At 70.9% G+C, this 18,573-nt stretch carries 17 protein-coding genes and 1 other RNA gene; 16 read left to right on the top strand and 2 right to left on the bottom strand.

Annotated elements, in window-relative coordinates:
- The first annotated feature begins 335 nt into the window (after positions 1–335).
- Positions 336–1,427, top strand: a complete 1,092-nt coding sequence (locus tag ACZ7LT_RS06010; protein ID WP_471234717.1) for a hypothetical protein — start codon at positions 336–338, stop codon at positions 1,425–1,427.
- 64 nt (positions 1,428–1,491) lie between these two features.
- On the opposite strand, the gene ACZ7LT_RS06005 is transcribed toward ACZ7LT_RS06010, so the two are convergent.
- On the bottom strand, positions 1,492–1,686 hold the full coding sequence (locus tag ACZ7LT_RS06005) for a hypothetical protein (RefSeq protein ID WP_471234716.1): 195 nt from the start codon (positions 1,684–1,686) through the stop codon (positions 1,492–1,494).
- A gap of 234 nt (positions 1,687–1,920) precedes the next feature.
- Here ACZ7LT_RS06005 and ftsE point away from each other — a divergent pair, with 234 nt between their 5' ends.
- From ftsE to ssrA, 5 genes are all read left to right on the top strand, one after another.
- Positions 1,921–2,610 carry a cell division ATP-binding protein FtsE gene (gene ftsE, locus ACZ7LT_RS06000; protein WP_019886767.1) on the top strand — a complete coding sequence of 230 codons (690 nt, stop codon included), beginning with the start codon at positions 1,921–1,923 and terminating at the stop codon, positions 2,608–2,610.
- Positions 2,611–2,657: 47 nt separating this feature from the next.
- Entirely contained in the window at positions 2,658–3,575 is a 918-nt protein-coding gene (gene ftsX, locus ACZ7LT_RS05995; protein ID WP_471234715.1) for a permease-like cell division protein FtsX, read from the top strand.
- 67 nt (positions 3,576–3,642) lie between these two features.
- Positions 3,643–4,839, top strand: a complete 1,197-nt coding sequence (locus tag ACZ7LT_RS05990) for a S41 family peptidase (RefSeq protein ID WP_471234714.1) — start codon at positions 3,643–3,645, stop codon at positions 4,837–4,839.
- A gap of 18 nt (positions 4,840–4,857) precedes the next feature.
- Positions 4,858–5,400: an SsrA-binding protein SmpB gene (smpB, locus tag ACZ7LT_RS05985; protein ID WP_471234713.1), complete on the top strand. Its 543-nt coding sequence runs from the start codon at positions 4,858–4,860 to the stop codon at positions 5,398–5,400.
- An 89-nt stretch (positions 5,401–5,489) separates the two neighbouring features.
- Positions 5,490–5,859, top strand: a transfer-messenger RNA (tmRNA) gene (gene ssrA, locus ACZ7LT_RS05980).
- A gap of 49 nt (positions 5,860–5,908) precedes the next feature.
- Here the strand turns inward: ssrA and ACZ7LT_RS05975 are convergent.
- The gene (locus tag ACZ7LT_RS05975; protein ID WP_471234712.1) at positions 5,909–7,171 is read right to left on the bottom strand and encodes an MFS transporter; all 1,263 of its coding nucleotides are present in this window, start codon (positions 7,169–7,171) and stop codon (positions 5,909–5,911) included.
- An 82-nt stretch (positions 7,172–7,253) separates the two neighbouring features.
- Between ACZ7LT_RS05975 and ACZ7LT_RS05970 the strand changes: the two genes are divergently transcribed.
- The 10 genes from ACZ7LT_RS05970 to ACZ7LT_RS05925 all read left to right on the top strand — a co-directional run bounded on the left by ACZ7LT_RS05970 (position 7,254) and on the right by ACZ7LT_RS05925 (position 18,318).
- The gene (locus ACZ7LT_RS05970) at positions 7,254–8,225 is read left to right on the top strand and encodes a LysR family transcriptional regulator (protein WP_471234711.1); all 972 of its coding nucleotides are present in this window, start codon (positions 7,254–7,256) and stop codon (positions 8,223–8,225) included.
- Between the two features lie 109 nt (positions 8,226–8,334).
- The gene (locus tag ACZ7LT_RS05965) at positions 8,335–9,687 is read left to right on the top strand and encodes a nitrate/nitrite transporter (RefSeq protein ID WP_471234710.1); all 1,353 of its coding nucleotides are present in this window, start codon (positions 8,335–8,337) and stop codon (positions 9,685–9,687) included.
- Between the two features lie 87 nt (positions 9,688–9,774).
- Entirely contained in the window at positions 9,775–10,923 is a 1,149-nt protein-coding gene (locus ACZ7LT_RS05960) for a uroporphyrinogen-III synthase (protein WP_471234709.1), read from the top strand.
- Positions 10,924–10,968: 45 nt separating this feature from the next.
- The gene (locus ACZ7LT_RS05955) at positions 10,969–11,481 is read left to right on the top strand and encodes a GNAT family N-acetyltransferase (protein ID WP_471234708.1); all 513 of its coding nucleotides are present in this window, start codon (positions 10,969–10,971) and stop codon (positions 11,479–11,481) included.
- A 63-nt stretch (positions 11,482–11,544) separates the two neighbouring features.
- Positions 11,545–12,096, top strand: coding sequence for a CGNR zinc finger domain-containing protein (locus ACZ7LT_RS05950; protein ID WP_471234707.1), 552 nt, complete (start codon positions 11,545–11,547; stop codon positions 12,094–12,096).
- 118 nt (positions 12,097–12,214) lie between these two features.
- Positions 12,215–12,802, top strand: coding sequence for a sigma-70 family RNA polymerase sigma factor (locus ACZ7LT_RS05945; RefSeq protein WP_471234706.1), 588 nt, complete (start codon positions 12,215–12,217; stop codon positions 12,800–12,802).
- Positions 12,799–13,572, top strand: a complete 774-nt coding sequence (locus ACZ7LT_RS05940) for an anti-sigma factor family protein (protein ID WP_471234705.1) — start codon at positions 12,799–12,801, stop codon at positions 13,570–13,572. The genes ACZ7LT_RS05945 and ACZ7LT_RS05940 overlap by 4 nt, the downstream gene beginning before the upstream one ends.
- 75 nt (positions 13,573–13,647) lie before the next feature.
- Positions 13,648–15,924, top strand: coding sequence for a HelD family protein (locus ACZ7LT_RS05935; protein WP_471234704.1), 2,277 nt, complete (start codon positions 13,648–13,650; stop codon positions 15,922–15,924).
- Between the two features lie 365 nt (positions 15,925–16,289).
- Positions 16,290–17,723: an NAD-dependent malic enzyme gene (locus ACZ7LT_RS05930; protein WP_471234703.1), complete on the top strand. Its 1,434-nt coding sequence runs from the start codon at positions 16,290–16,292 to the stop codon at positions 17,721–17,723.
- Between the two features lie 313 nt (positions 17,724–18,036).
- Positions 18,037–18,318, top strand: coding sequence for an HU family DNA-binding protein (locus ACZ7LT_RS05925; RefSeq protein WP_017237029.1), 282 nt, complete (start codon positions 18,037–18,039; stop codon positions 18,316–18,318).
- Positions 18,319–18,573: the final 255 nt, after the last annotated feature.

The following is an 18,573-nucleotide window of genomic DNA, read 5'->3' as shown; positions in this document are numbered from 1 at the left end:
CGTGCCTGCGGGTGCGCGTGGGTACGCGTGGGAATTCGCGGGCGCAAGGGGAAAGTTGGTTTGCGGCTCGCTTTGTCGACAAGGGAACTGGGTTGAGCGGGGCCGAAGTTCCGCGTTTACGTCACAGTTGCATTCGTGCAGGCCGGGCAAGTGGGGTCAATCCAGGCATCGCACGCGCAACGACCTTGACGGGTCTACGGAAACTCGCCAGGGTGACGAATGGCATGCGCATTTCTGGGGCGTGTGTGGACGGGGGGCCAGAACTCAACTCCCGATGCCTGTGGCCCCGGGCGCTGCTCCAATAACGAGATTGAGCTACTGGGGGTAGCGAGCAGATGACCAAGAAGACGCGGGTCCGCGTGGCGCGGATAGCCGCAGGCGCGGTGATCGCCGCCGGTGCGTCCCTGACCGCGGCGGGCGCCGCTTCGGCCGTCGGCATCGAGGTCGCGGGCCTCAACGCCGAGGTCGAGGCCAACAGCAACGGTGTTGAGGTGGGCCTGGGTATCAACGACACCCAGGGCGGCACGACCGACGGCAACACGACCGACGGCAACACGATCGTCGGAACCACGACGGGTACGTCGACGGGCACCTCGACGGGTACTTCGACGGGTACGTCGACCGGTACCTCCACGGGTACTTCGACGGGCACGTCCACGGGTACCTCCACGGGTACGTCGACGGGCACGTCCACGGGTACGTCGACGGGTACCTCCACGGGTACGTCGACCGGTACGTCCACGGGTACGTCGACCGGTACGTCCACGGGTACGTCCACGGGTACCTCGACGGGTACGTCCACGGGTACGTCGACCGGCACGTCCACCGGCACCTCGACCGGTACGTCCACGGGCACCTCGACGGGTACGTCGACGGGTACCTCGACGGGCACGTCGACCGGCACGTCCACCGGCACGTCCACCGGCACCTCGACCGGTACGTCCACCGGCACCTCGACCGGTACGTCCACGGGCACCTCGACGGGTACGTCGACGGGTACCTCCACGGGTACGTCGACCGGTACGTCCACGGGCACCTCGACGGGCACGTCGACGGGTACCTCCACCGGCACGTCCACCGGCACCTCGACCGGCTCCAACGGCTCTGAGGGCGGCTCGAACGGTTCCGAGGGCGGTTCCGAGGGTGGCTCCGAGGGCACCTCCGGCAACGGTTCCAACGGCTCCACCGGTGGCAACCCCGGCACCTGCACCGTCGACCTCGACGGCGCCGAGTGCGTGGACAACAATCCGGGCACCAACAACGTCGGCTCTCAGCCGGTCGAGCAGGGCAAGGCCAAGGAGGAGCTGGCCGAGACCGGCGCCGCCGAGACCTCGTTCCTGCTGATCGGGGCCGCGACCATGATCGCGGGTGGCATCGGCTTCCGTATGCTGCCGCGTCTCGTCGCCGGCGGTCGTACCGCCGCGTAATCGCCCGTAAGCGACAGAAGGGCCCGGGGTGCAGTTCGCACCCCGGGCCCTTCCGTAGTTCGTTCTACGCCGTGCGGTACGCCGCCAGCAGCGTCATCGCCGCGATCAGTACCACCAGAAGCGTGAGCAGCGCCGTGGGGGACAGGCCACCCAGCGGTCCCTGCTGCTGAAGACGTTCACGGTTCGCCCGGCACACGGGGCAGCGGCCCTCGGCGACCGGGGCCGCGCAGTTCGCGCACACCAGTCGGTCGTAGGTCATGCGCTTTTCCTCCTCCCGCGTGGCGGTTCCCTCCGCACAACGCTCTGGGAAACGCAACCGTTCCCCTACCACTGTGCCAGCTCTTCGGGCTTTCGGCGCGCCCCGTCGGATTCCACCCGTTCCGCCCCGGGGGACAAAAAGGATAAAGGACGTAAGACCTGACCGCGACTGCACGGGTCATCCCCGTTCGCGTATGGTCACGCACACCTACTCCCTGCCGACCGTGGTGCACCCGTGATCCGATTCGACAGTGTCTCCAAGTCCTACCCGAAGCAGAACCGCCCCGCCCTCAGGGATGTCTCCCTGGAGATCGAGAAGGGTGAGTTCGTCTTCCTGGTGGGATCCTCCGGCTCCGGAAAGTCCACCTTTCTCCGGCTGATCCTGCGGGAGGAGCGCGCCAGCCATGGGCAGGTGCACGTCCTCGGCAAGGATCTGGCGCGGCTGTCGAATTGGAAGGTGCCGCACATGCGCCGCCAGCTCGGCACCGTCTTCCAGGACTTCCGGCTGCTCCCCAACAAAACCGTCGCCGAGAACGTGGCGTTCGCCCAGGAGGTCATCGGAAAGCCGCGCGGTGAGATCCGCAAGGCCGTGCCGCAGGTCCTCGACCTCGTCGGTCTCGGCGGCAAGGAGGACCGCCGGCCCGGTGAGCTCTCCGGTGGTGAGCAGCAGCGCGTCGCCATCGCCCGGGCGTTCGTCAACCGGCCCGCTCTCCTCATCGCCGACGAGCCCACCGGAAACCTCGACCCGCAGACCTCCGTCGGCATCATGAAGCTGCTCGACCGGATCAACCGGACCGGCACCACCGTCCTCATGGCGACCCACGACCAGAACATCGTCGACCAGATGCGCAAGCGAGTCATCGAGCTCGAACAGGGCCGTCTCGTACGTGACCAGGCGCGCGGCGTCTACGGCTACCAGCACTGAGCAAGTGGCCGGTAGCAGCAGCTAGAAGGAAAGGCTGAAAGAGTCGCATGCGCGCTCAGTTCGTACTGTCCGAGATCGGCGTCGGTCTTCGGCGCAATCTCACGATGACCTTCGCCGTCATCGTCTCCGTAGCCCTCTCGCTCGCCCTGTTCGGCGGCGCCCTGCTCATGCGCGAGCAGGTCAGCACGATGAAGGACTACTGGTACGACAAGGTCAACGTCTCCATCTTCCTCTGCAACAAGAGCGATGCGGGTACCTCGCCCAAGTGCGCCAAGGGCGCGGTCACCGCGCAGCAGAAGGAGCAGATCGAGGGCGATCTGAAGAAGATGGACATCGTCGACACCGTCCATCACGAAAGCGCCGACGAGGCGTACAAGCACTACCGGGAGCAGTACGGCGACACCCCGATCGCCTCCACCATCACCCCGGACCAGATGCAGGAGTCCTTCCGGGTCAAGCTCCACGACCCGGAGAAGTACAAGGTGGTGGCAACCGCCTTCGCCGGCCGGGACGGTGTGCAGTCCGTCCAGGACCAGCGCAACATCCTGCAGAACCTCTTCGACCTGATGAACGGCATGAACGTCGTCGCGCTCTACGTGATGGCGCTGATGCTGGTCATCGCGTTGATCCTGATCGTCAACACCGTGCGGGTGTCGGCCTTCAGCCGACGGCGTGAGACGGGGATCATGCGGCTGGTCGGCGCGTCCAGCTTCTACATCCAGATGCCGTTCATCATGGAGGCCGCCTTCGCCGGACTGCTCGGTGGCGCCGTCGCCTCCGTCATGCTGCTGGTCGGCCGCTACTTCCTCATCGACCACGGCCTGGCGCTCGCCGACAAGATGCAACTGGTCAACTTCATCGGCTGGGACGCCGTCCTCACCAAGCTGCCGCTGGTCCTCGCGATCGGGTTGCTGATGCCGGCGCTGGCCGCTTTCATCGCGCTCCGCAAGTACCTCAAGGTGTGACATGCGCCCCGGGCGCCGTACGGGCAACAACCGTACGGCGCCCTTCGCTTGTCCTAGAGTGGGCGGCATGCCGGGCCCGTCCTTCTGTCTCAGGCCCCGCCGCTTCGGCCGCGGGGCGGCCCTCACATTGGTCTTCGCGAGCGTCCTCGCCACCGCCGTGGCCACCGACTCCCTTCCCCGCGCGGAGCGTACGGAGCCCCGGCTGCGCGCGGCTTCGGCGCCGGCGGACCGGACGACCATCGACCGCGACGCGCTCGCCCGTACGACCGCCGACGCCATCGCGGACGGCAAGTCCGGTACGCAGGCCGCCGAGGAGTTCGTCAGCCGCAGCGGCGACCGCTGGGGCGCGGTGTACGACCCGGGCGAGTACGAGGAGTTCACCCAGGCGCTCGGCGGCGCGTACACCGGCGTCGGCCTCTCGGCCCGCAAGGCCGCCGACGGGCACATCGAGGTGGCCCGGGTCCGGGACGGCGGGCCGGCCGCGCGGGCCGGGATCAGGCCCGGTGACCGGCTCCGTACGATCGACGGCCGCGCGGTGGACGGACTGCCGGTCTCCGAGGCCGTCGCGCTGCTGCGGGGCGACAGGGACGGCGGGAGCGCCGCCGTAGGATCCGCCGTCGTCCTCGGGGGCGAGCGCGGCGGGCGCGCCTGGACCCGGACCCTGCGCCGGGCCACCCTCGTCACCGACCCCGTCACCGTCCGCAGGCTCGACGGCGGGGTCGTGCTGATCAAGGTGACGGCGTTCACCAAGGGCGCGGGGGAGCGGGTACGCAAGGCGGTGCGGGCCGCCCCGGCCGGCGCCGGGGTCCTGCTGGACCTGCGGGGCAACGCGGGCGGGCTGGTCGCGGAGGCTGCCGAGGCCGCCTCCGCCTTCCTCGACGGCGGCCTGGTCGCCACGTACGACGTCGACGGCGAGCAGCGTGCCCTCTACGCGGACGCGGGCGGGGACACCGCCCGGCCGGTCGTCGCCCTCGTCGACGGCGGCACGATGAGCGCCGCGGAGCTGCTCACCGGCGCCCTCCAGGACCGTGGCCGAGCCGTCACGGTCGGTGCGCGTACGTTCGGCAAGGGGGCGGTGCAGATGCCGAGCGCGCTGCCCGACGGGTCAGTCGCCGAGCTGACCGTCGGCCACTACCGCACACCGGCGGGTCACAGCGTGGACGGCCGGGGCATCACGCCGGACCTGGTGGTGGGCGATGCGTCAGGGGGACGGGCCGAGCAGCGGGCCCGGACAGTATTGAGTGGCCTCGGAGGGGCCTCGTAGTGCGAAAATGACTGCACTATGGCAAAGGGACTCGTCAACGTGCAGGGCAAGCCTGCGAAGAAGCAGAGCCAGGACAAGGGGCCGGAGCGCAAGCTCATCGCGCAGAACAAGAAGGCGCGGCACGACTACCACATCCTCGACACCTACGAGTGCGGTGTGGTGCTCATGGGCACCGAGGTGAAGTCGCTGCGGATGGGCCGGGCGTCGCTCGTCGACGGCTTCGTCCAGATCGACGGCCACGAGGCCTGGCTCCACAACATCCATGTCCCGGAGTACTCCCAGGGCAGCTGGACCAACCACTCGGCCAAGCGGAAGCGCAAGCTGCTGCTGCACCGCGCCGAGATCGACAAGCTGGAGCAGAAGGCGTCGGAGACGGGTCACACGATCGTGCCCCTCGCGCTGTACTTCCTGGGCAGCCGGGTGAAGTGCGAGATCGCGCTCGCCAAGGGCAAGAAGGAGTACGACAAGCGCCAGACGCTCCGCGAGAAGCAGGACACGCGAGAGGCGAGCCGGGCGATCTCGGCGGCCCGCCGCCGTCAGCGGGCGGCCCAGCTCGGCTGACCACCGGGAATACGCTGGCGAGCGTACGTGTTGGTCACGTACGATGGGCCACGCACCTCACAGCGGGTGCACTTTTGAAAAATCAACATGGGGATGATCGGTTTCGACAGCGGATGTCGAAGCAGGGGAAGCGTGTCGAGGAAGCGGCAATGATCTCGTAAACCATATGTCGCAACCAATAATCGCCAACACCAAGCGCGATTCCTTCGCCCTCGCTGCCTAAGTAGCGACTTGCGAAGTGTCAGCCCGGGGCTGTTCCCGACCCGGATCCTGGCATCAGCTAGGGAACTAAACTTCTGAGCCCGGTCACGGGGCCCAGGAGGAAATCAAACAGTGACTGAGCCCGTCGGAGACTTGTCCGCGTGATCTCCGGGGCCGAGAAAATCGCAGCGGACTGCACACGGAGAAGCCCTGGTTTAGCACCGTTGGACGCGGGTTCGATTCCCGCCATCTCCACTCATCCCATGTGGGCGAAGGCCCGGCGGCCGTCATGGCTGCCGGGCCTTCGTCATGTCCGGACGCCCGTCCGGGGCCCAGTGGGGACCAGGCCCGAGAGGGCGAGCGCCAGGGCGGCCGCGGCTACCGGCAGGGCGTAGCCGTACGCCGGGCCCCACCGCTCGACCGTCCAGCCGCCCGTCGCCGAGCCCACCGCGATACCGCCGAGGATCGCCGTGACCGCGAGCGTCATGCCCTCGTTCAGCTGGCCGCGCGGGGTGATCCGCTGGACCGTCGCCATCGCCGTCACCATCGTCGGGGCCGTCGCCATCCCCGCCACCAGCAGCCCGCAGGCCACCGCGAGCAGCGAGCCGGTGGCCGCGCCGAGCAGCGGCAGCGGCATCAGCAGGGCCATCGCGGCGAGGCAGGCCCGCAGGCCCGCCGAGCGGCGCGCCCGGCCGAAGACCAGGCCCGCCGCGCACGACCCGGCCGCCTGGAGCGCGAGGACCGGGCCAGCCACCGGCCCGTCCGCGAAGGCGATCGTCACGACCTCCATCGCGCCGAACACCGCACCCGTCGCCCCGAACACCGCGAGCAGCGCCGGCATGCCGGGGGCGCGCAGTGGGGAGCCCGCGGTGGTACGGGGGGCGACCGGCGGCTCGGTGGCGCGCTGGGCGGCGAAGACCAGGACGCCGGTGAACAGCAGGACCGCGCCGACCAGCGTGCCCGCCTCCGGGAAGAGCGCGGAACACAGCAAGGCCGCGATCACCGGTCCGAGCATGAAGCACAGCTCGTCGACGGCCTGCTCGAAGGCGTTCGCCGCGTGCAGGGCCGCCGGGTCGCCGCGGTGCAGATGGGCCCAGCGGGCCCGGGACATCCCGCCCGTGTTCGGCGTGGTGGCCGTCGCCGCGTACGCGGCGAACAGCGTCCACGGCGGGGCGTGGTGGTGCACGCACAGCAGCAGCGCGAGCGAGCCGAGCGCCGCCACGGCGGTGGCGGGCACGGCCACCCTCGCCTGCCCGTGGCGGTCCACGAGCCGCGCGGTCCACGGCGCGACGAGCGCGGTGGCGGCGAGACCGGTGGCGGTGACGGCCCCGGCCAGGGCGTACGAGCCGTACGCCCCGGAAATCATGATCACCGCGCTGACGCCGAACATGCCCATGGGCAGCCGGGCGATCAGATTCCCGGCGGTGAAGGCCCGCGCCCCCGGGGCGGCCAGCAGGCGCCGGTACGGCCCGGGGGCCTTGCGGGGACGGCGCGGGCGGCCGGGCCGCGGGGCGAGGACCAGCAGTCCGCCGGCCGTGGTCATCCGTGGGGAGGTCGTCGTCTGCGGCATGGATCAAGGTTCGGGGCCGCGCCCTGCCAGGGTCCAACACCTGATCCGTCGCCATTCACGCGTTTGTGTTGTTGAATGCGGCGTGGCCCATGACATAGACCCACGGCTGCTGCGCGCGTTCGTCGCCGTCGCGCAGGAGCTGCACTTCACCCGTGCCGCCGCCCGGCTCTACGTCGCCCAGCAGGCGCTCAGCCGGGACATCCGGCGGCTGGAGCGGGAGTTGGGTGTCGAGCTGTTCGTCCGCACCACCCGGCAGGTGGCGCTCACCGGCGACGGGGAGCGGCTGCTGCCGTACGCGCGCGGTGTGCTCGACGCGCACGACGCGCTCGTCGCCGCCTTCCGGGTCGACGCGCGGCCCCTGCTCGTCGATCTCAACACCGAGGGCATGATCTCCGGACAGGTCCTCGCCCGGGCCCGGGAACTCGCCCCGGACTGCGAGCTGATGGCCCGCTTCGAGAGCGGACTGACCCGCGCGGCCACCGAGATGCTCGCCGGGCGCCTGGACGTCTCCTTCGGGTACGTGGGCGGTCTGGAGCCCGCGATCCGGGCCGGCCTCGCCCAGCAGCCCGTACGGTACGAGCCGCTGGCCGTGCTCCTGCCGTACGACCATCCGCTCGCCGAGCGCCCGGCCGTCCCGCTGGACGCCCTCGCCGGGGAGTCCGTCTACGCGGGCGCGGGCAACCCCGGGACGCTGGAGTGGACCGGGCTCGCCGAGCGGCTCTTCGAAGGGCGCGGGATCGGCATCGCGCCGCCCGCCCCCGTCGCCGTCGGGAAGGAGGAGTTCCGCCGGGTCATGGCCAGGACCCGGACCCCCGTCCTCGCCACCATCGGCTTCCCCGAGCTGCCCGGATCCGTGCTGCGCCGCCTCACCGACCCCGTGCCGCTCTCCCCGGTCTTCCTGGTCTGGCGCAAGGGCCTGCGCCATCCCGGCCTGGACGCCCTGCGCGCCGCCGCCGCCGAGCTCGGCGCCCGCGAGGGCTGGCTGCGCATCCCCGAGGGCGCCTGGCTGCCCGCCGACCACCTCGGGCTCACAGCACCGGGAGGCCGTGGGTGAGAGCAAGGTTGCGCACCGGTCACTTCCTGCCACCGGTCCGAAACGAGGCCTCCCTAGCGTCAAAGCAGAGGCCGGGAGCACCGGCCCCCCGACACCGTGGAGGTACCTGATGGGCGGCCGGTGGATCGAACGGTGGGAACCGGAAGACGAGACCTTCTGGCGCGAGACAGGAGAGCGGATCGCCAAGCGGAATCTGCTCTTCTCCGTCTTCTCCGAGCACATCGGCTTCTCCGTGTGGAGCCTCTGGTCGGTCATGGTCCTGTTCATGGGGCCGGAGTACGGCGTCGACCCGGCCGGGAAGTTCTTCCTGATCGCCACCGCCACCCTGGTCGGCGCCGTCATCCGGGTCCCGTACACCTTCGCCGTCGCCGCCTTCGGCGGCCGGAACTGGACCGTGGTCGGCGCGCTGCTGCTGCTCCTGCCGACCGGGCTCGCCTTCGCGGTGATGGAGCCCGGCACGTCGTACACCACGTTCCTGCTGGTGGCCGCGCTCACCGGAGTCGGCGGCGGCAACTTCGCCTCCTCCATGACCAACATCAACGCCTTCTTCCCGCTGCGGAAGAAGGGCTGGGCGCTCGGCCTCAACGCGGGCGGCGGCAACATCGGCGTACCGGTCGTCCAGCTCATCGGACTGCTGGTGATCGGCACCGCCGGCGCCGCCCACCCCCGGATCGTGCTCGGCGTCTACATCCCGCTGATCGTCGTCGCCGCCGTCTGCTCCGCGCTCTTCATGGACAATCTGACGCCCGTCAAGAACGACACCGGGGCCGTCAAGGAAGCCGTGCGGGCCCGGCACACATGGATCATGGCGTTCCTCTACATCGGCACCTTCGGCTCCTTCATCGGCTACAGCTTCGCCTTCGGCCTGGTCCTCCAGACGCAGTTCGGCCGCACCCCGCTGCAGGCCGCCTCCCTCACCTTCATCGGCCCGCTGCTCGGCTCCCTGATCCGGCCCGTCGGCGGTTCGCTCGCCGACACCTACGGCGGCGCCCGGATCACGCTGTGGACCTTCGCCGCGATGGCCGCCGCGACCAGTGTGGTGATCTACGCCTCCGTGATCGAGTCGCTCACCGTCTTCCTCGTCGGCTTCATCGGACTCTTCGTCCTCAGCGGCCTCGGCAACGGCTCCACGTACAAGATGATCCCGGCCATCTTCCTCGCCCAGGGGCACCGCAAGGGCCTGTCGGGCGAGCGGGCCGAGGCGTACGGGCGACGGCTGTCCGGCGCCTCCATGGGGCTCATCGGCGCCGTCGGGGCCCTCGGCGGGCTCGCCATCAACCTCGCCTTCCGGCAGTCCTTCCAGACCGCCGGGACCGGCACCGCGGCCTTCGTCGCCTTCCTCGCCTTCTACGCGGCGTGCATGGCCGTCACCTACGCGGTATACCTTCGCCGGCCCGGGTCCGTACCGGCGAATGCCGCGGGCGCGGAGGAAAAGCAGCAGCCCGGTTACGCCAAGGTGTGATCCATGGCCGATTCGGGAGCGGTCCGTAACGGCGGAGAAATACCGGTGAACCGCGGCTGTCACGCTTCCGCGTCAGGCTCATTCGTCATGTACGAGCAAGAACAGGGCCCCCTCGCGGGGTTCACCGTGGGTGTCACGGCGGCGCGGCGCGCGGACGAGCTCGGCGCCCTGCTGCGCCGCCGCGGGGCCGCCGTGCTGCACGGCCCGGCCCTGAGGATCGTGCCGCTCGCCGACGACACCGAACTCCTCGCCGCCACCAAGGAACTCATCGACCACGCCCCGGACGTCGTCGTCGCGACCACCGCGATCGGCTTCCGCGGCTGGGTCGAGGCGGCCGACGGCTGGGGCTTCGGCGAAGAGCTCCTCGACTGCCTGCGCGGGGCGGAGGTGCTGGCCCGCGGCCCCAAGGTCAAGGGCGCGGTGCGGGCCGCCGGGCTCACCGAGGAGTGGTCGCCGTCGTCCGAGTCGATGGCCGAAGTGCTCGACCGGCTCCTCGGCCAGGGCGTGGCGGGCCGCCGGGTCGCGCTCCAGCTGCACGGCGAGCCGCTGCCCGGCTTCGTGGAGGCGCTGCGTGCGGGCGGCGCGGACGTCGTCGGCGTCCCCGTCTACCGCTGGATGCCGCCTCAGGACATCACCCCGCTCGACCGGCTCCTGGACGCGACCCTGACCCGGGCGCTCGACGCGGTCACCTTCACCAGCGCCCCGGCGGCCGCCTCGCTGCTCACCCGGGCCGAGGAGCGCGGCGTACTGCCCGGGCTGCTCGACGCGCTGTCCCACGACGTCCTCGCCGTCTGCGTCGGGCCGGTCACAGCGCTGCCCCTGCAGGCGCGCGGGGTCGACACGCTCCAGCCCGAGCGGTTCCGGCTCGGGCCGCTGGTGCAGCTGCTCTGCCAGGAGCTGCCGTCCCGGGCCCGTACGTTCCCGGTCGCAGGCCACCAGGTCGAGATCCGCGGCCACGCGGTCCTCGTCGACGGGGTCCTACGGCCGGTCCCGCCGGCCGGGATGGCGCTGCTCAACTCCCTGGCCCGGCGCCCCGGGTGGGTGGTCTCCCGGGCGGACCTGCTGCGGGCGCTGCCCGGCGCGGGCCGCGACGAGCACGCGGTCGAGACGGCCATGGCCCGGCTGCGGACGGCCCTGGGCGCGCCGAAGCTGATCCACACGGTGGTGAAGCGGGGCTACCGGCTGGCCCTGGACCCCGTGGCCGACACCAAGTACGCGGAGGACGCCGGAGTCTGAGAGTCATTCGGCCCAGCGGTGACAGCGGTGTCTACCGTAGGGGCCATGTCCCTGCGTATCCGCCCCGCCGAACCCTCCGACGCCCCCGCGCTGGCCGCCGCCCTGATCCGCAACCGCGCCTACAAGCAGCGCTGGGAGCCCCGCCGCGACCCGTCCTACTACACCGCCGAAGCCCAGGCCGCGCGGCTGGCCGCGCCCGGCGCGCGCAGCTGGTTCGCGGTCGACGGGGAGCGGATCGCCGGCGTCGCCACCCTCTCCGGGATCGCCCACGGGCCGTTCTGCAGCGCGAGCCTCGGCTACTGGGTCGACGAGGAGTACGCCGGGCAGGGGCTCGCCACCCGGCTCGTCGAAGAGGTCTGCCGGGCCGCCCGCGAGGAGCTCGGGCTGCACCGCGTGGAGGCCGGGACGGTCCTGGACAACGCCGCCTCCCAGCGCGTACTGGCCAAGTGCGGCTTCGAGCGGTACGGGACCGCGCCCCGCTATCTGCACATCGACGGCGAATGGCGCGATCACCACCTCTTCCAGCGGATCCTGCACAACGACCCGCCGGCGCCGTAGCCGTCGCCGCGCGAGGCGGGCACCCTGGTCGGGACCCCCGATCTCCGAGGCGGTGACAGGACCATGACACTACGGTTCGACTCCGGGCGGATCTGCCTGGACCTTGCCGCGCACCCGCTCGACACCCCCCGCGCCCTCGACCACTGGCTCAGGGCCACCGGCCTCGTCCCCGCCACCACCCCGCTCCACGCCCTCGACCAGCACTGGCTGACCGGCTTCCGCGAACTGCGCGCCTGCGTCGACACCTTGGCCCACGCCCAGCTCGGCGGCGCGAGCGGCCCCGCCCCGGACCTCGACCGGCTCAACACCCTCGCCGCCGCCGGCACCCCGCCCGCACCCCGCGCCGTACACGACGAACACGGCCAGCTCGTACGGGTCTTGCACGCCGAGCCCGACTGTCCCGCCCTCCTCGCCGCCGTCGCCCGCGACGCGGTCGACCTCCTCACCGACCCCGTCGCCCGCACCCGGCTGCGCCAGTGCGAAGGCGACAACTGCCGCCGCCTCTACCTCGACACATCCCGCGGGCGCCGCCGCCGCTGGTGCTCCAGCGAACTGTGCGGCAACCGCGAACGGGTGGCCCGCCACCGGCGCCGGAGCGCCGCCGCGAAGGTCTGACCGGAGCCCGGGAAAGGAGCCCGGGAAAAAATTCTCGCGCGCCTTTGAGTCGATCCCCGCCGCCCTGCGTAATCAGGGACGACAAGCAGTCAGACAGGGGCTCGACCGGGAGGTTCAGGTGCGCAAGGATGCGGCCGTGGCCGATGACCGTCCGCATCGGGCCCGGCATCGCGCTCAGACACCACGCCTCGACCCCTCGGTACCCGACGAGGAGCTGATGCGGGCGCTCTACCGCGAACATGCCGGCCCGCTGCTCGCCTATGTACTCCGTCTCGTCGCCGGCGACCGCCAGCGAGCCGAGGACGTCGTACAGGAGACGCTCATCCGTGCCTGGAAGAACGCCGGCCGGCTCAACCGGGCCGCCGGCTCTGTCCGACCCTGGCTGGTGACGGTCGCGCGGCGCATCGTCATCGACGGCCACCGCAGCCGGCAGGCCCGGCCGCAGGAGGTCGATCCGTCACCGCTCGAGGTCATGCCCGCGGAGGACGAGATCGACAAGGCGTTGTGGTTGATGACGCTCTCGGATGCGCTCGACGATTTGACCCCGGCTCACCGGGAAGTGTTGGTCGAGACGTACTTCAAGGGGCGTACCGTCAATGAGGCGGCCGAGACACTCGGCATACCCAGCGGGACCGTCCGGTCCCGGGTGTTCTACGCACTGCGTTCGATGAAGCTCGCGCTGGAGGAGAGGGGGGTCTCGGCATGACGGCGTACGGATACGAACAGGAGTCGGTGCACGACGCGGCCGGCGCGTACGTGCTCGGCATCCTGGACGACGCCGAGGCCACCGCCTTCGAGGCGCATCTGGCCGGCTGCCGCATCTGCGCGGCCCATCTGGAGGAGTTCTCCGGCATGGAGCCGATGCTGGCCATGCTCGCCGAGCCGCCGGGACCGCCGCCCGCCGCCCGGCCCCTCGCACCCGTCCCCGAGCCCCAGCTCCTCGACCGGCTCGTCGACGAGGTCGCGGTCAAGCGCGCCCAGCGCCGCCGCCGGAGCATGTACATGATCGCGGCCGCCGCCGCGCTGATCATCGGCGGCCCGGCCGTCGCCGTCGTCGCCACCTCCGGCGGCGGTACGGAGAACCAGGCCGCGCCCCACCCCCACCCCACCAGCCCGGCCGAGGACGCCTTCTTCCACCACATGGAGGAGAAGTTCCAGGCGACCGACGCCACCACCCAGGTCAGCGCCACCGTCGGCCTGGAGAAGAAGGGCTGGGGCACCCACACCGTCCTGGAGCTCAAGAACGTCAAGGGCCCCCTCAAGTGCAACCTCATCGCCGTCTCCAAGACCGGCGAGGAAGAGGTCGTCACCTCCTGGGCCGTACCGAAATGGGGCTACGGGATCAAGGACAGCACCAACGAATCCGCCCGCAATCCCCTCTACGTCCACGGCGGCGCGGCCATGGACCGTAACGACATCGATCACTTCGAAGTCCGTACGTTCGACGGAACACGCCTGGTGGAGGTGGACGCCTGACCCCCACCGCCTGACACGACGGCCCCCCTTCGCGTACGCTCGACGGCTGCCCAGTGCACGTCAGAAGGGGGCCCCGTGGCCGCGCAGGAAGCCGTTGACTCGGTCCGGGACCGCGAGATCGGTGTCGAACAGGAACATCTGGACCGGGTCTACCGCCGTCTCGAGGAGAAGATCCACGAGGCGGAGTTCCTCATGAACGACGCCGCCCAGCGCGGCCAGGTCGGCACGCCCGGCGCCCTCGCCGAGCGCGACGCCCAGGTCTTCCGGGCCGGAGTCCACCTCAACCGGCTCAACAACGAATTCGAGGACTTCCTCTTCGGCCGTATCGACCTGCTCTACGGCAAGGACGGCAAGAAGGGCCCCGACGGCGCCTACACCTCCATCGAGCCCGCCGAGGACGCCGTACGCGCCGACAACACGGCCGAGATCGGCGAGACCCTTCACATCGGCCGTATCGGCGTCCTCGACTCCGACTACGCCCCCCTCGTCATCGACTGGCGCGCCCCCGCCGCCGCGCCGTTCTACCGCTCCACCCCCGTCGACCCCGGCCGGGTCGTCCGCCGCCGCGTCATCCGCTCCAAGGGCCGCAAGGTCCTCGGCGTCGAGGACGACCTGATGCGCCCCGAGCTCAAGGCCACCCTCGGCGGCCAGGACCTCCCCGTGATCGGCGACGGCGCCCTGATGGCCGCCCTCGGCCAGGCCCGCGGACACACCATGCGCGACATCGTCGCCTCCATCCAGGCCGAGCAGGACCTCGTGATCCGGGCCCCCGCCGCCTCCGTCACCTACGTCGAGGGCGGACCCGGCACCGGCAAGACCGCGGTCGCCCTGCACCGCGCCGCCTACCTCCTCTACCAGGACCGCAGGCGGTACGCGGGCGGCATCCTCATCGTCTCCCCGACCCCGCTCCTGGTCTCCTACACCGAGGGCGTCCTGCCCTCCCTCGGCGAGGAGGGACAGGTCGCCATCCGCGCCGTCGGCTCCCTCGTCGACGGCGTGGAGGCCACCACGTACGACGACCCGGCCGTCGCGCGCGTGAAGGGCTCCTCCCGGATGCTGAAGGTGCTGCGCAAGGCCACCCGAGGCGCCCTGGAAGGCGGCGACAGCCCCGAGCGGTTGCGGGTCGTCGCCTTCGGGCGCCGCCTGGAGCTGGAGGCCGACGATCTCCAGCGCATCCGCCACTCCGTCCTCGGCGGCACCGCGCCCGTCAATCTGCTGCGTCCCCGCGCCCGCCGGCTGCTGCTCGACGCCCTGTACACCAAGTCCGGCTCGGCCACCCGCCACAGCGACCCCGAACTCGCCGCCGAGCTGCGCTCCTCCTTCGACGAGGACGTCTCCACCGAGGACTCCTTCCTCGCCTTCCTCGACGCCTGGTGGCCCGAGCTCACCCCCCGGCAGGTGCTCGCCGCCATGGGCGACGAGAAGCGGCTCGGCCGCTGGGCGCGCCGCGTCCTCAACCCCGGCGAGGTGCGCAGACTGGCCCGCTCGCTGCGCCGCCCGGCCTACTCCGTCCACGACGTGGCGCTGCTCGACGAGCTCCAGACCCTGCTCGGCACCCCCGCCAGGCCCCGCAAGAAGCGCGAACTGGACCCGCTGGACCAGCTCACCGGCCTGGAGGAGCTGATGCCCGTACGCGAGGAGACGCAGCGCGAGCGGGCCGAGCGGCTGGCGCAGGAGCGCACCGAATACGCCCATGTCATCGTCGACGAGGCCCAGGACCTGACGCCCATGCAGTGGCGCATGGTCGGCCGCCGCGGTCGGCACGCCACCTGGACCGTGGTCGGCGACCCGGCGCAGTCGTCGTGGTCGACGCCGGACGAGGCGGCGGAGGCCCGTGACGAGGCGCTGGGCACCCGCCCGCGCCGCCGTTTCGAGCTGACCGTCAACTACCGCAACCCGGCCGAGATCGCCGAGCTGGCCGCGAAGGTGCTGACCCTGGCCATGCCCGGCAAGGAGTCGCCACGCGCGGTCCGCTCCACGGGCGTGGAGCCCCGGTTCGTCACCGCCGGGGCCGAGACGACGGCCGAGACCGTACGGGAGGAGGCCGAGCGGCTCCTCGCGCGCGTGGACGGCACCGTCGGCGTCGTCGTGGCCATGAACCGGCGGGAGGAGGCCGCCCGCTGGCTGGCCGGCCTCGGCGAGCGCGTGGTGGCGCTGGGCTCCCTGGAGGCGAAGGGCCTGGAGTACGACGCCACGGTCGTCGTCTCGCCCGCGGAGATCGCGGACGAGTCCCCGGCGGGCCTGCGGGTGCTGTACGTGGCGCTGACCCGGGCCACCCAGCAGCTGACGGTGGTCTCGGGACCGCGCGACGAGCCCGACGCGGACGGCGTCCCGGATCTGCTCAGAGACTGATTTCAGGTCAACAGGCCGTGGCGGAATCACTTGCCAGGGTGGTTTGTTAGCCTGTGTGTGGCACCGGCTCGATCCAAGCCCCCGGGCCCAACCTTCGTCGCTGCGAGCGACCACTTGCCGCGAGGCGAGCATGGCGGGTCGGTGCCACTTAGTACGTATCTACAGAAGAGGTCCGTGTCACCGCACCGGTGGCACGGACCTCTTCTGTTTCCCCCTCAATTCTCGTATGGTGGAAAATACTTTCCGAAAACAAAATGACCGCATTACCTGCTACCCGCTGGTAGGTGCGACCATCGGAGGGCGCCGCCGGGCAACCAGCCGGGGCGGCGTAGCAATGAAGCTAGGGAAAGCAGAGGAACTCGGCCATGGCAACGGCGCCCAGCGTCTCGTACTCGATGACGGTCCGGCTGGAGGTGCCCGCGAGCGGAACCGCGGTCTCCCAGCTCACGACGGCCGTGGAGTCCTCCGGAGGCTCCGTGTCCGGCCTCGACGTGACCGCATCCGGCCACGAGAAGCTGCGCATCGACGTCACCATCGCGGCGACCTCGACGACCCACGCGGACGAGATCGTCGAGAAGCTCAGCGGCATCGAGGGCGTCGTCCTCGGCAAGGTCTCCGACCGTACGTTCCTGATGCACCTCGGCGGCAAGATCGAGATGGCGTCCAAGCACCCCATCCGCAACCGTGACGACCTCTCCATGATCTACACGCCCGGTGTGGCGCGCGTGTGCATGGCGATCGCCGAGAACCCCGAGGACGCCCGCCGCCTCACCATCAAGCGCAACTCCGTCGCAGTCGTGACGGACGGCTCCGCCGTCCTCGGCCTCGGCAACATCGGCCCCAAGGCCGCGCTGCCCGTCATGGAGGGCAAGGCGGCCCTCTTCAAGCGCTTCGCCGGCATCGACGCCTGGCCGCTCTGCCTGGACACCCAGGACACCGACGCCATCGTCGAGATCGTCAAGGCGATCGCCCCCGGCTTCGCCGGCATCAACCTCGAGGACATCTCCGCGCCCCGCTGCTTCGAGATCGAGGCCCGGCTGCGCGAGGCCCTGGACATCCCCGTCTTCCACGACGACCAGCACGGCACCGCCATCGTCGTCCTCGCCGCGCTCACCAACGCCCTGCGCGTGGTCGGCAAGGCCGTCGGAGACGTACGGGTCGTCATGTCCGGTGCGGGCGCGGCCGGTACGGCCATCCTGAAGCTCCTCATCGCCGCCGGTGTGAAGCACGCCGTCGTCGCCGACATCCACGGCGTCGTGCACGCCGGCCGCGAGGACCTGGTGGACGCCGCGCCCGGCACGCCGCTGCGCTGGATCGCCGACAACACCAACCCCGAGGGCGTCACCGGCACCCTCAAGGAGGCCGTCGTCGGCGCCGACGTCTTCATCGGCGTCTCCGCCCCGAACCTGCTGGGCGCCGAGGACGTCGCGGCCATGGCCGACGGCGCGATCGTGTTCGCGCTCGCGAATCCGGACCCCGAGGTGGACCCGGCGATCGCCCGTCAGACGGCGGCGGTCGTGGCCACCGGCCGCTCCGACTTCCCCAACCAGATCAACAACGTGCTGGTCTTCCCCGGCGTCTTCCGCGGCCTGCTGGACGCGCAGTCCCGGACGGTCAACACCGAGATGATGCTCGCCGCCGCGACGGCCCTCGCGGACGTCGTCACCGAGGAAGAGCTGAACCCGAACTACATCGTCCCGTCCGTCTTCAACGAGAAGGTCGCGGGCGCCGTCGCGGGCGCGGTCCGTACGGCGGCGAAGGCCGCGGGCGCCTCTGTGACGGCCCCCACGTCAGTCTGACCTCCGGCGCGTCGCGCTCCTTCGGGCCGTAAACCCGCCTTTAGGGTGGCGGTTCGGCTCCGAAGAGTTCCGGCGGAGTCGACGGAACGTCACCACGGCGAGGCCGTGGCGCTTTTCGTGTGACTCCGGAGGGTGCCGGATTGGCTTTCCCGCCGCTGGTGGGGGCAGGATGCGTATTTGGGCGCGAGGGTCTGTCAGTAGACCCGGGTCCGGGGACTGTCCGAGGGCCCTGGCAGCATCGGCTTCGCTGTGCCCAATGTGCGGCACCGCCGCGTGGCACGCCTAACAGCAAGAAGAACACGGGAGTAACAACATGAACCGCAGTGAGCTGGTGGCCGCCCTGGCCGACCGCGCCGAGGTGACCCGCAAGGACGCCGACGCCGTGCTGGCCGCTCTCGCCGAGACCGTCGGCGAGGTCGTCGCCAAGGGCGACGAGAAGGTCACCATCCCCGGCTTCCTGACCTTCGAGCGCACCCACCGTGCCGCTCGCACCGCTCGTAACCCGCAGACCGGCGACCCGATCAACATCCCGGCCGGCTACAGCGTGAAGGTCTCCGCGGGCTCGAAGCTCAAGGAAGCCGCCAAGGGCAAGTAAGCAAGCCTGTAGGCCTTGCGAGGGCGGCCACCCTGTCAGGGGGTGGCCGCCCTTCTGTTTGCCCGTGTGCGGGCGCTACAGACACGCGAACGGCCCCTCGCGCCGGCGAGGGGCCGTTTACGGCCGTACGGCCGGATGCTGGCGGGTCGTCAGACGACCGTGGGCCGGGTGCCGGCGGGTCGTCAGACGACCGTGCCGCCCGGGAGTTCGACCTTCGCGCCCAGCTCCACGAGCTTGTCCATGCTGTGCTGTCCC

It is taken from the genome of Streptomyces sp. NPDC039465 (assembly GCF_055639315.1).
The sequence above is the reverse complement of the archived record's forward strand: the minus strand, read 5'-3'. Positions and strand labels throughout refer to the sequence as shown.

What these genes read in the sequence shown, in the direction of transcription:
- ACZ7LT_RS06010 (WP_471234717.1), top strand. Translation starts at nt 336, where the DNA reads ATGACCAAGAAGACGCGGGTCCGCGTGGCGCGGATAGCCGCAGGCGCG.
- ACZ7LT_RS06005 (WP_471234716.1), bottom strand. Translation starts at nt 1,686, where the DNA reads ATGACCTACGACCGACTGGTGTGCGCGAACTGCGCGGCCCCGGTCGCC.
- ftsX (WP_471234715.1), top strand. Translation starts at nt 2,658, where the DNA reads ATGCGCGCTCAGTTCGTACTGTCCGAGATCGGCGTCGGTCTTCGGCGC.
- ACZ7LT_RS05990 (WP_471234714.1), top strand. Translation starts at nt 3,643, where the DNA reads ATGCCGGGCCCGTCCTTCTGTCTCAGGCCCCGCCGCTTCGGCCGCGGG.
- smpB (WP_471234713.1), top strand. Translation starts at nt 4,858, where the DNA reads ATGGCAAAGGGACTCGTCAACGTGCAGGGCAAGCCTGCGAAGAAGCAG.
- ACZ7LT_RS05975 (WP_471234712.1), bottom strand. Translation starts at nt 7,171, where the DNA reads ATGCCGCAGACGACGACCTCCCCACGGATGACCACGGCCGGCGGACTG.
- ACZ7LT_RS05965 (WP_471234710.1), top strand. Translation starts at nt 8,335, where the DNA reads ATGGGCGGCCGGTGGATCGAACGGTGGGAACCGGAAGACGAGACCTTC.
- ACZ7LT_RS05960 (WP_471234709.1), top strand. Translation starts at nt 9,775, where the DNA reads ATGTACGAGCAAGAACAGGGCCCCCTCGCGGGGTTCACCGTGGGTGTC.
- ACZ7LT_RS05955 (WP_471234708.1), top strand. Translation starts at nt 10,969, where the DNA reads ATGTCCCTGCGTATCCGCCCCGCCGAACCCTCCGACGCCCCCGCGCTG.
- ACZ7LT_RS05950 (WP_471234707.1), top strand. Translation starts at nt 11,545, where the DNA reads ATGACACTACGGTTCGACTCCGGGCGGATCTGCCTGGACCTTGCCGCG.
- ACZ7LT_RS05940 (WP_471234705.1), top strand. Translation starts at nt 12,799, where the DNA reads ATGACGGCGTACGGATACGAACAGGAGTCGGTGCACGACGCGGCCGGC.
- ACZ7LT_RS05930 (WP_471234703.1), top strand. Translation starts at nt 16,290, where the DNA reads ATGGCAACGGCGCCCAGCGTCTCGTACTCGATGACGGTCCGGCTGGAG.
- ACZ7LT_RS05925 (WP_017237029.1), top strand. Translation starts at nt 18,037, where the DNA reads ATGAACCGCAGTGAGCTGGTGGCCGCCCTGGCCGACCGCGCCGAGGTG.